Raw genomic sequence first — 12,276 nt, forward strand, 5'->3', positions numbered from 1 at the left:
TTTAAATTTAGAGAAACTGACGTAAAGTCCTCTTCTGGTAAGCTTTTGGCATATTCATCAAGGCGAATCTTTTGCCAATTTTCTCCCGATTGATTCAGCCAGATTTTCCGATTTTTGGCGACGGCTCCTAGATACTTCAGTCGGCGAGATTCGAGTCCCTTTAAAAAATTTGTGTTGTTACCATAGCCGGCATCCATGAGGACGATTCCCGGTCGATACCCTCTCTTTAAACTCCGGTCAATTAATTCTAAGGCGATTTCGGGTTTCTTTTTGAAAGAGGGATCTTTCTTGCCTGAGGGTAAGGAACTGGCTGGCTGATAGATTTCTACATCCAGAGGCAAATTTTTTTTGCCATCATAGAGATGGGTCGTTACCGCCACGATTCCGTTGTCGAGCTTGCCGATTTCTCCGATGTACTGTCTTGCCACACCTGCGGTGAAGTTGCCGCTTTTTCGATGTCCTGTATCATCGAGCAGCAAGGCAAATCCCCGACCCACTCGGGTTTGATGGCAGGAGTCCACCACCTTTAAACGACGTTCGTTAATACGCTTCTCCTCCCAAGGGGATTCCGTTATAAAATGATGTAAGCGGTTGTAAACCACTCCCACCGAGTCGTTTGCCATCTGAGTTATGTTTTTTCGCTGGCTTTCCCCGAGTAATCCTCCCAAATAGTGTCTAAACCCCTTTTTTTGTGCTTGGGTTTTGAAGTCGGGGTCGAAACGCTTGCACCACTTCTCAAAGCAGGGTGGCATAGCGGCTGGGGTGGTCTCTCTCATGGGGACACTCTCCACCTTAAATCCTTGTCAGTCAAGGGTTTTGCTTTTATTTTACCTTTTTTACCGTTTAAGTCCCGTTATAGAATAGGAAATTTCAGCGAGGTTGTAACGGTCTGACTCGTTTTCCCTCTTCTTTCCTCTGTCAAAATCCACTAAAAAAAAGTGCGCCCTCTGCGATCGCAGAAGACGGGAGGGAAACACGTATCGATACGAATTCGAGGAAATTGCCGCATCGAACTGATTTCAAACGGTATCCGAGCGTTAGCTGAAATCGCGCAGCATTTTTTGCAATTCGATCGTATGAAGTTCTTCAATTCCGATCGTGCCACGGGTGTATTCTTCGAGATAAACGCTGGCATCTTGCACGAGGTCGAGCAAGGTTTTATAGAGTTCGAGAGCGTTTTTTTCGTGGTTGAGACTTTCTTTCAACAAGTCAGGTACGGAATGCTGATACGTTTCCTCTATGGGGGCTATTTTTTGACTGGGATGTCCGCCGAGTCCCGTTAAGATTTCTCCGGCTTGCTGGGCGTGAAGGAGGGATTCGTTGGCCTGGGTTTTGAAAAAATCGACGATGGGAATGCGGTTTGGACCGGTTACCATCAGGGAGTAATGGGTGTAACGAACGACACCCGCTAACTCGAATTCCATGATGGTGTTGAGGAGTTCGATCGTTTTTTCGAGATCGAGGTCTTTCATAATCGATTAAGGCGGTAGGTGATGGAGTCGGTCAAAGTGATGGGCGATCGCAAGAGCTGACTCGAAGGAGTCAAAACAAGGCTCGAACTTCCAACGAGGGATAAAGTCCGCTCGCGAAATCTTGCGTCCGACCGTATTCTTTAAAACTGCCGAAAGGTGCGACAGCTTATCTAGTCTATCGCAGGACTTTGATGCGATCGAGTTAAAATTTCGAGAAACGATCGCCTTACGCCGCTGATAGCTGTGTGGGTACTCGCAGCGATTGCCAAAACTGCAACAGGCGATCGCCGACGGCTTGGGGGTCGCTGTAGTGGAAAACGTGAGATCCTTGGGGATATTCCCACAAACAGTCACCCCGTTTCAACCACGGAACCCACCCCTGAAGTTGTTGGCGATCGACGATCGCGTCGCGGCGACTTCCCCCGACGAACAAGGGGACGGGAACCCCTCCCGGTGCGATCCGTTCTCGCCGCCACAGGGAATGAGGAGAGGGAGACGTTTCTAGATCGTCCTCGAGCAGTCGCACGTAAGTTTTTGTCAGATAGGGAGAACAGGAACCGACGATCGATTTCACCATTTGCGCCAACACGATCTGACGGCTACAGGGGAGCAGTTGACGCTGGGCATAGTAATGACATTGCCAGTCAATAGCGGGGTGACAGCCTACCGCCAAAAGACTCAAGGAGTTGACGCGTTCGGGGTAGCGACGGGCGTACAAGAGTCCCAACAGTCCCCCGGTACTGTGTCCGATGAGGTGAATGGGGCGATCGCGATCGCAAAGATACTCGTCGAGCAGCTCGATCGCCGCCTCGAGACTACTCGGCTCGTCCGGGGTTTGGCGGTATTCCCATTCTGCCACCGTCTTTTGTTGCGAAATATACTGCATTAGCGGACGGTGGAACCGTCGCCAGCTCGGATTCGGATTCAGCCAGAGAACGTCGGGGAAAGAAGCCATAGTACGTCGGATGTGACGGAATAAACAACGGATTGGGGCGCGATCGAGGTTCGACCGATCGCCCGTCGCTCTCGACCTTTGTTGAGAACAATCGTCAACAGCGACGTTAACAGCCTAGCAGGATTTTGCAAAAATTGAGAATAATTAGCAACAAATTTATATAAATTAAACTTCGACATAAATGCTGAAACTTTAACATAAGTTATATGATTGGTTGGATCTCGATCCGAGCGCCCGTCTCGGAATCCCTGTCGATGTATTCCACTCGAAGACTCGGCACGCAGGAGAGGTTGTCGTTTTGGAGAATGCCCGCGCCCCCGACCGTCAGGGCATCGAGAATCGCTCCCGCTAAGTTGTCAATATCGGCTTGAGTGCGAAATTTGCCGCGAAATTGAATCCTTACCGCTGCTTTGGACAAGGGAAGCGAGGGAATCCGATCGAGCTTTTGAAGTTGTATCAGCAGTTCTCCTTCAGCCCACAACCGCCAATGTCGGTAACGTTTGGGGAGAAACGTACCGAAGCGGGTGACGCGAGGGCGAGCTTTAGGAACCACGACACCGGGAAGAAAGAACCTCAACGCTTGGGGTTGAGGAGATGGAGGAGTCGGGGAAGTGGCAGGCGATCGCACCTCGGTCGTGTCGAGCGGTTGGGGAGTCGCAGGTGGGGCGGGAGACGGTTCGGGTACGGTCGTTTCCACTGGCAATCTGGCAGAGGACCACGATCGCGCCACTTGTAAATAGGTTTGGGCTGTGGCGAGCGACATTCCACAATGCTGTTGAAGCCAAGATTCCCACTGGGAGGGCGGACAAAGTTGCGCCGCCCGTTGCAGTAACACCCCAACTTTCCACCCCGTCAGTAACGCCGTGGTCGGATGGTTCAAACTCTGCTGGTGTTCTGTTGCGATTTGTCGGGCGAGGTCGTCTAGAGCGATTTTCATGGGCAAGCGATCGTCGAGTAAGTCTAGCAAACGTAGGGTATCCTAATTTCTCTAAAAACGGCCGATATTTTTATGAAACTGAGTAGATTTTTGAGTGTTTTTTTTAATCGTTTAGTACGTTCTTAAAATTCAAACAAAATAATATGGAGTGCATTTCACTTTTGTAAAAACATGAGTTTGACGTAGGTTAGACTTCGGCTTTGCTCAGTCCAGGGGTGGAGCGATCGCGAAACCCAACAACAGTTCAATCAAGTACGGAAGCTTTTTTTGGGTCTTCGCAAAACAAGGTGATAAGAAAAACTTATTAAGTAAAGCAAGACAGAAAGCGCATTCGCATATTTTCAAAATTTATAAAGCCATAAGCTTGACGCTTTATCAGTTTAAGACGATTATTAATACCCTCCATAACACCATTGGTTGTTCGGCTCAAGAAATAATTACATATTGTGTTAAGATGATTGCGAATTGTCTTGACAGCATCACCATAAATACTCTGTGCTTTACACAACCATTCTTTAAATTTATTTTTTCCGCTCTCTGGGTCTTGAGTTGTTTCATAAATTTCTCTAAAATCCTCTTTAAGCTGATAAGCTTTTCGTAAACGTTTTGACTGTTTTAAAACGGCCTCTAATTTTTCCAATCCCTCTTCTTTTAAGTCTTTTTGGTTTTTCTAGCAATAACCATTTTGCTCTCTTTGATTTTGATTTAAACTTCACCTGCTTTCGGATTTTATTTAGATTGTCATTCACCGCTTTCATAACGTGAAATCTATCGACGACAATTTGGGCATTGGGAAACACTTTTTCGATAAGCTTTGGAAATCCTCCCCACATATCTACACTGACTTCTTCGACTGCCTCTCTGACCTCTAACGGTTGCTGTAGAAGAACTTCAGCGATTTCTTCTTGTTGGTGAGAGTCGATGACTTCTATCAATTCTCCTTTCTCTAAATCGCTCACTACCGTCACAAATTTTTTGTGACCTTTATGTTTTGCTATCTCGTCCAAACCCAACCTTTTTACTTGTCCCCAATTTACTTTTTTTTTGCGTTCGTATACCTGTTGATGAATTCCATTTACCTGATGCCAAGACAAGTCTTCTTCTCTTTTAACTTGCTCGACGCTACTAGCGATTACTCGCTCGTAAATATATTCTTCGTACCGCCTAGTAAACCTTCGACCAGTTTCAATAAAGTCTAGTTCTTCTGTAAAGTATTGTTGGCATTTTGGCTCTTCGGAGTTTAGGGTGACAGAAAAACTAACTTCACGAGATTTCAAGGGTTTTGGCTCTCGAATTTTCAATTTTTTGTATTATGGTATACATTTATAACCACAAACTCCGAAGACCCGGCATTTTTTACAGTAAAACTGACGCCGTGGTATTTGCAAATATACGAGTTGACCCGAAATGGGCAAGTCTCGAACTCTAACGGTTCGTGTTTGGTTAAGTTCGCCCGTCTTTTTGCCACAATGAGGACAGGCAACTTCCTCTTCTCTAAAGCCTAGCTGCAAAAATATTGCTTCGCGTTCCCTGACCACGCTTCTCACTCTTACTTTGGGTAAGTTGATTAAGTCTTCTACAAAAAAGTTCATCTTTAGATCCGCCTGCATTTGTTTTCTATTATACTATTATCACCTCAAACTCCGAAGACCCCTTTTTTTTGATGGATTTACATTGTTGAAATACACCCATATCAACAATGTTTTTGTTTTTTATTACATTAATTAAAAATAATTTTAGATTCAAGCATTAATAAAAAACTATCGCTTGTTTAAAGCTAAAAATTGACAATCCAAAAAAAAATGCTAATATTAATTCATTTTTATAATGCGTCACAAATCATGACCGTTCTATCGATTTTTGAAGTTTTAATTTTGGTTGTTGGTGGATTTCTCACAATAGACTGTCCCAAACGTCGTATTTCCGAATCTTTAAGCTTGGGAATTGGTTTGAGTTTCATTATATTATCTTTTTCTTTTCAAGTAGCTTTTTTTCTCGGAATTCCGAAAGCTTCTTTTGTTTTAGAAATTCTTGCGATCGCAGCCAGTATTTACTTAATTTTAAAAAAAGACATTAAGTCTAAAATTGACAGCGTATCAACTTTTTTAAATAAAAATCGTTTGTTTTTCGTGCTTGGATCGATCCCCTGTATTTATCTTGGATTGACGTCAACGATCTTTCCACCACTCGATTTAGATGTTTTGACGTATCATTTACCAAGAGTTTGGATTTTTGAATTTGAAAATAGCTTGTTTTTAGATAATGTCTGTAAATTTCATCATGCAGTTTTTCCTGTTGGCTCTGATATTCTTCCTCATCTTTTTTTGAGATTTAAAACTGACTATGCAGTTAGCTTATTTAGCTTTTTAGCTTATCTCTCTATTATTTTAGGAAATTACGCGATCGCCCGTAAATTTGCATCAGAAAAAATCTCGCTCGCTGTCGCAGCGATCGTTGCCAGCTTACCGCAACTCGTTTTTCAATCTATCATTGCTAAAAACAACATTTTTACAGCGTCCGCTGGAATCTTTTGTATTTTAGCGATCGATCGCCTTTTAGAAAATCCAACTTCTCGAAATTTATTTATTTTGCTTCTTGGTTTGATGTTTGGAATATCTTCAAAAACAACGTTTTTCGCATTTTTATTTCCATTTATAATATTTTTTGGATATCTTTTAATTAAAAAATACAGATTGAAATTTTGGATAAAAATTGTTCGAGTAAATTGGCGCTGGTGGATCGCTGGGTCGATTCCTCTATTCGTTATGTCTCAAATTTGGTTGTTTGCATATAATCAAATGACATGGGAAGGGTGGTCGGGGCCGACTGGATTTGTAGAATTTCATAAAAATCAAGATGGAGCGATCGGAGGCTTAGCAAATTTAATACGCTATAGTTTTCAGTCGATCGACCTTTTATCTCCAACTGATTCAATTTTCAAGGCAGTTTTTCATATTTCACCGATCGAGATTTTACAATCTATTTACGATCGCATATTTTACCCTTTGTTGGGAGATGCAGGACTTCAAAAAAATTCTGAATTTAAAATAGACTGGGTTCCACATCAAGCCAAATCTGGATTCGGTCCGCTCGGCTTACTGCTCGTTATTCCTTCAATTTTCTATAGTCTCTTTCGAGGATCGCGGTTTGTCAAACAACTCGCGTTAACACTACTGAGCTTTTTACTAATTTTTTGTTTTGCATCGAGCTGGTCGCTGTATAAAATTCGTATGATAGTCTTGTTTTTTGCTTGTTCTGGTGGCTGCATCGCTTATTCTATGCAAGACATTCTCAAACAGAACCTCAAGTTAGAAAAAATGTCTTATTATTTTATTTTAATTTTATCGTTTGCGATCTTAGTGTATTGTTGTCTATTCAATCGATCGATATTTATTTTGCAAAATTTTCGACCTTCCACCTGGGATAATTCTATGCAAAACAGTCCTTGGGTGAAAAGTAATTGGGGGCGCGATCGCTTTTTTGAAGCTAACAAAACTTATCGAGACGATCGTTTAAATCGCTTAGATGATTGGCTTGAATCTGGAGATCGAGTGGGTTTCTTTTCAGACGAATCGTCACGCTTACATTACTACTTTTTAAAAATGCCAGATATTAAATTTAAGGCGATTTGTAAAGATCCAGATAGACCTAAAAAACGAGCCACAAGCCTAGATCGAGTTATCGACAAATACTCATCAGAGGTGGATTATATTCTCTGTGTCAATCGAGATTGTGAAATTTCAGGCGATCGCATTCAAAATCGCTTGCAATTCCACAGCGAAAAAGAAACAACTGTGGCGATCGAACTCCGTCAACCTCCTTCTTCTTCAGACTCTATAGATTGATGTTTTGACGAACTGCTTTTGAAATTGCGATCGTGTTACAGATAACTTTTTTGAGTTCAGTTTATATTTTAAAAAAATAGACAAATCGATTCAGGTTGAATCGGACAAGTGCGATCGATAGCAGGATTCCCAGAAAGATAAAGCAGTTGTAAGTTGGTTAAACGATTCAAGGGTTCCCAATCTGTAATTTGATTGTCACCAATCCAAAGTTCTGTTAAATTCGTGAGTTGTGACAGAGGCTCCATATCTTGAATTTGATTGTTGCTAATTAAAAGCTTATTCAAACCGATGAGCTTCCCTAAAGGCTCCACATCTTCAATTTGATTGTCTCCAATTGACAGCCATGTCAAATTTGTGAGATGAGCTAAGGGTTGCAAGTTTGTGATTTTGTTATTGCTGACATCGAGTTTTGTTAAATTTACAAGTGTTGCCAAAGGTTCGATATTTTCAATTTGGTTCTCGTGGATATAAAGAGCGTTCAAATTTGTGAGCGTTGCTAAGGATTCGATATTCTCAATTTGATTTTGATAAAGCATGAGCGTTCTTAAATTCGGGAGATTAACTAAAGAGTCGATATTTTGGATTCGATTTCCTCTGAGGTAAAGAAAATTCAGATTTTTGAGTCGATCGAACGAGTCTAAACTCACAATTTGATTGTTAATCATTCCCAAAGATGTCAAATTTGTGAGATGGGATAAAGGTTCGACGTTCTCAATTTGGTTTTCATGAAGTAAAAGATTGGTGAGGTTGATGAGGTTCGTCAAGGGTTCCACATCCTCAATTTGATTCTCATTGATGTGAAGCTCAGTTAACTTTATAAGATTGGCTAAGGGTTCCAGGTTTACAATTTGATTTTGACTGAGATTGAGTGTGGTTAAATTCGTGAGATTGGCTAAGGGTTCCAGATTCGCAATCTGATTTCGAGCTAGATTGAGTGTGGTTAAATTCGTAAGATTGGCTAAGGGTTCCAGATTCGCAATCTGATTTTCAGTTAGACTTAGCTTGGTTAATTGAGTTATATTTCCCAACGCTCGAATTTCCTCAAATCGATTTCTATCGAGTTGAATGTCAGTTAATTTTTTGAGGTTGGCTAAGGGGGCTAAATTTGAGATGTGGTTATATTCGATCGATAATGTTGATAAATTTGAGAGGTTAGCTAACGGTTTGATATCGACAACCTGATTATAAGCAGCAGAAAGTTCAGTTAAGTTGACAAGATTGGCTAAAGGCTCGAGGTTTGCAACTTGATTGTAATCTATATTAAGTGTTTTTAAATTTATGAGATTTGCTAACGCGCCTAAATCCTCGATTTGATTGCTACTGATATACAGATCGGTTAAATTCGTCAAACTCGACAAGGGTTCTAAATTCACAACTTGATTGCTATAAAAACAAAGTTTAGTCAAATTTGTCAAATTGGCTAAGGGGTCTAAATTTGAGATTTGATTATTACAAATCTGGAGTTCGATCGCGTTTGTTAAATTCGCTAAAGGCTCAAGATTCGAGATTTGATTGTTGCTTAAATCGATTTTCTTTAAATCTGTAAGATTCGCTAAGGGTTCTAAATATTGAATTTGATTGTTGCTCAAGTTAAGTTGATTTAAATTATCTAGGTTAGCCAAGAAATTTAAATTTTGGATTTGATTGAATATTAAGTCAAGCTTCTCGAGATTCACCAGATTGGTGAATTCTATATTTTGAATTTGATTATAGCCTAAGTTAAGTTCGGTTAAATTCACGAAATTGACTAACTTTACATTTTGAATTTGATTGGAACTCAGATCGAGTTCTGTTAAATTAGGTAGATCGGTTAATTCTATATTTTGAATTTGATTTTGTGCCAAATTGAGATTTTCTAAATTCACGAAATTGGCAAATTCTGCATCTCTAATTTGATTAAAAATAAGATTGAGATTTTTTAAATGAATCAGTCGATCTAAAGGTTTTATGTCTGAGATTTGATTCTGACCGAGATTTAGACTTTTTATATTCGTCAAACTGGCTAAGGGTTCGATATTTTCAATTTTATTTGAGCCAAGATGAAGTTCGGTTAAATTTGTGAGATTCGCCAAAGGTTCGATATTTTCAATTTTATTTAAGCCAAGATAAAGTCCGGTTAAATTTGTGAGATTCGCCAAAGGTTCGATATTTTCAATTTTATTTGAGATAAGATAAAGTTCGGTTAAATTTGTTAGACTTTCTAGAGGTTGTAAGTTGATAATTTCCTGACGCCAGATGCGGAGTACTGTTCGACTCATCAGTTCTGCTTCGGCTCGATCGCACTCGGTTGTTTCCACTTCTTCCAGTAACACCTCAACCGTGTGTCTCGCCTCTGGCGTCAACTGTTCCTTGTTTTGACACCAATCAGAAAATCGATCGAACTCCCGAGCTAAAGCGACTTCACCACCTAGCATTATCGTGGAAACTAAAAAAAACGTAACCCCGATAATTTTTTTCAAGTCGATCGAGAACATCTTAAACCTCAAAACTCACAAAAAAATCGAACGGCTATTAAATTTTAGCCTTGCTTTCTTTAAGCTAACCCAAAATCAGGCATTTGTAAAAAAATGTACGGGTGCATCTCAAAAATGTAAATCTATACGAGAGAATAAGGATTTCAGCCTCCAATTCTCATGTTTTTGCAAAACTGAGATGCACCCAAATGTAAAATGTACCGACCGGTTCTCTGTGTTTCTGTGGTTCCAAACCCCTAACACCAGACGTTCAGAACCCAAACCCTAAACTCGTTTTTCAACTCGATCGCAAGAATGGATTTCCCCAGAACGCTCCAGAGAAATCCACCCCTTCAAATCATGAGTAGAAATTGTCAGTCGAGAAAACCCCTACCCTATCCTTCACTCGAGAAAACTCTTATCTCGCACTGCACCTTTATCCGCACTGGTGGCGAACTTCGCATAAGCCTTCAGCGCCGTACTCACCTTACGGGGACGGACTTCGGCGGGTTTCCACCCCTTCGCATCCTGTTCGGCGCGACGGCGGGCCAACTCCTCATCATCGAGTAAAACGTTAATGCGACGCTGGGGAATATCGATCGCGATCGCATCCCCATCTTTCAACAACCCGATCGCACCGCCAGAGGCCGCCTCGGGAGAAACATGACCGATCGACAGTCCCGACGTTCCCCCGGAAAAACGACCGTCCGTCAGCAACGCACAAACCTTACCCAAGCCTTTCGACTTCAAATAAGACGTCGGATACAACATCTCTTGCATCCCCGGGCCGCCTTTGGGTCCTTCGTAACGAATGATAACCACATCGCCAGCTTGGACTTCATCGTTCAAAATGCCCTTCACGGCGCTATCCTGGGACTCAAAGATTTTCGCTTTCCCCTCAAACACCAAAATCGACTCGTCCACACCCGCCGTCTTGACGACGCAACCATCTTCGGCGATATTGCCGTAGAGTACCGCTAAACCGCCTTCTTGCGAGTACGCACTCTCAAAATTGCGGATACAGCCAGTCTCGCGATCGATATCCAACGACGGCCAGCGCGTATCCTGGCTAAACGCCGTTTGTGTGGGAATTCCCGCCGGACCAGCCTTATAAAACTCCACCACGTCGGGGGTGGGATTTCCCATAACGTCCCACTTCTCCAACGCGTCTTTTAGCGTCGCACTGTGAACCGTCGGTAACTGGCTATGTAACAACCCCGCGCGATCGAGTTCGCTGAGGATTCCCATAATCCCACCCGCGCGGTGAACGTCTTCAATATGGTATTTCTGAGTATTGGGGGCGACTTTACACAACTGCGGAATCGACCGAGAGCGGCGATCGATATCCTTGAGATCGAAATCCACCTCAGCTTCTTGAGCCGCCGCCAACAGGTGTAAAATCGTATTCGTCGAGCCGCCCATCGCGATATCTAACGAGATTGCGTTCTCGAACGCCTCAACACTGGCGATCGCACGCGGTAACACCGACTCGTCCCCGTCTTCGTAATAGCGCTTGGCATTTTTGACGATCAGATGAGCCGCATCGAGGAACAATTGCTTGCGATCGAAATGCGTCGCCAACGTCGTTCCGTTCCCCGGAAGCGACAACCCGATGGCTTCGGTCAAGCAGTTCATCGAATTGGCCGTAAACATACCCGAGCAAGAGCCGCACGTCGGACAAGCACTGCGTTCGTACTCCGCCACCACCTCGTCCGAGGCGCTGTCATCGGCCGCAATCACCATCGCATCGACCAAATCTAACTTGTGTTCGGCCAACTTCGTCTTACCCGCTTCCATCGGACCGCCAGACACGAACACCGTGGGGACGTTCAAGCGCAACGCCGCCATCAGCATCCCTGGAGTGATTTTATCGCAGTTGGAAATGCACACCAGCGCGTCCGCACAGTGAGCGTTGACCATATATTCGACCGAATCGGCGATAATTTCACGACTGGGTAAACTGTAGAGCATCCCATCGTGACCCATGGCAATGCCATCGTCTACGGCAATGGTATTGAATTCCTTGGCGACGCCACCAGCTTTTTCGATTTCCCGTGCGACGAGCTGTCCGAGATCCTTCAAATGAACGTGACCCGGTACGAATTGCGTAAAAGAATTGGCAACAGCAATAATAGGCTTGTGAAAATCCTCGTCCGTCATTCCTGTCGCACGCCACAGCGCGCGGGCCCCCGCCATATTGCGACCGGCGGTTGATGTTTTGGAGCGATATTCAGGCATAATTCTCCTCTCTCTGCCTTGAAAAATAGGTTTTATTGTAGCAAACGTCACTGTAAAAAGTTTAGCTTTAGAGTAGTTTAAAAAACTTAGAGTAGAGATTTAATTTGCTTAGAATCTCGAAAATCCCGAGATGTAAAGAGGTCTCCTGTCTCAGCCCTCTCTAGATCCCCGGTATTTTCAAGATGAGTATAGCAACCCTAAATCAGTTGTGTAACAAAATCGAGACAAAAAGGGAATCGGGAACGGGGAACGGGGAATCAGATTTTTGCTGGTGTTTTAATTTTTGACGACTCGTTTGGGACTGCTATCAAGATCCGCCGCAGTACTCCGCCTATACCGCGAAGCGGTTAGGGGGTGGTGAAGCGGCGGTGAGTTG

The 12,276-nt window shown here is 43.0% G+C and carries 10 protein-coding genes; 1 reads left to right on the top strand and 9 read right to left on the bottom strand.

What is annotated here, in order from left to right; all coding sequences use genetic code 11:
• The 7 genes from GEI7105_RS30670 to GEI7105_RS34965 all read right to left on the bottom strand — a co-directional run.
• Positions 1-776: IS701 family transposase (locus tag GEI7105_RS30670; protein WP_035493123.1), on the bottom strand; the 776-nt coding region annotated here is incomplete at its 3' end.
• 261 nt (positions 777-1,037) lie between these two features.
• Positions 1,038-1,472 carry a ferritin-like domain-containing protein gene (locus tag GEI7105_RS0114700; RefSeq protein WP_017661201.1) on the bottom strand — a complete coding sequence of 145 codons (435 nt, stop codon included), beginning with the start codon at positions 1,470-1,472 and terminating at the stop codon, positions 1,038-1,040.
• Positions 1,473-1,698: 226 nt separating this feature from the next.
• The gene (locus GEI7105_RS0114705; protein WP_017661202.1) at positions 1,699-2,427 is read right to left on the bottom strand and encodes an alpha/beta fold hydrolase; all 729 of its coding nucleotides are present in this window, start codon (positions 2,425-2,427) and stop codon (positions 1,699-1,701) included.
• Between the two features lie 202 nt (positions 2,428-2,629).
• Positions 2,630-3,394 (bottom strand): RusA family crossover junction endodeoxyribonuclease, encoded by a 765-nt coding sequence (locus GEI7105_RS0114710; RefSeq protein WP_144053812.1) that lies wholly within the window; start codon positions 3,392-3,394, stop codon positions 2,630-2,632.
• A 274-nt stretch (positions 3,395-3,668) separates the two neighbouring features.
• Complete coding sequence (locus tag GEI7105_RS37365; RefSeq protein ID WP_144053813.1) at positions 3,669-4,004, bottom strand: transposase; 336 nt, start codon at positions 4,002-4,004, stop codon at positions 3,669-3,671.
• Complete coding sequence (locus GEI7105_RS37370; protein WP_158413211.1) at positions 3,943-4,641, bottom strand: transposase; 699 nt, start codon at positions 4,639-4,641, stop codon at positions 3,943-3,945. The genes GEI7105_RS37365 and GEI7105_RS37370 overlap by 62 nt, the downstream gene beginning before the upstream one ends.
• A 33-nt stretch (positions 4,642-4,674) precedes the next feature.
• The gene (locus GEI7105_RS34965) at positions 4,675-4,974 is read right to left on the bottom strand and encodes a transposase family protein (RefSeq protein ID WP_071592017.1); all 300 of its coding nucleotides are present in this window, start codon (positions 4,972-4,974) and stop codon (positions 4,675-4,677) included.
• 231 nt (positions 4,975-5,205) lie between these two features.
• On the opposite strand from GEI7105_RS34965, the gene GEI7105_RS0114720 reads away from it, so the two are divergent.
• Positions 5,206-7,209: an ArnT family glycosyltransferase gene (locus GEI7105_RS0114720; RefSeq protein ID WP_017661204.1), complete on the top strand. Its 2,004-nt coding sequence runs from the start codon at positions 5,206-5,208 to the stop codon at positions 7,207-7,209.
• Between the two features lie 68 nt (positions 7,210-7,277).
• Here GEI7105_RS0114720 and GEI7105_RS30680 read toward each other — a convergent pair whose 3' ends face one another.
• Both GEI7105_RS30680 and ilvD read right to left on the bottom strand, forming a co-directional pair.
• The gene (locus GEI7105_RS30680; RefSeq protein WP_158413212.1) at positions 7,278-9,668 is read right to left on the bottom strand and encodes a leucine-rich repeat domain-containing protein; all 2,391 of its coding nucleotides are present in this window, start codon (positions 9,666-9,668) and stop codon (positions 7,278-7,280) included.
• A gap of 396 nt (positions 9,669-10,064) precedes the next feature.
• Entirely contained in the window at positions 10,065-11,900 is a 1,836-nt protein-coding gene (gene ilvD / locus GEI7105_RS0114730; protein WP_026097670.1) for a dihydroxy-acid dehydratase, read from the bottom strand.
• Positions 11,901-12,276 lie beyond the last annotated feature (376 nt).

It is taken from the genome of Baaleninema simplex PCC 7105, assembly GCF_000332355.1.
In the GTDB taxonomy this organism is placed as follows: domain Bacteria; phylum Cyanobacteriota; class Cyanobacteriia; order Cyanobacteriales; family Geitlerinemataceae; genus Baaleninema; species Baaleninema simplex.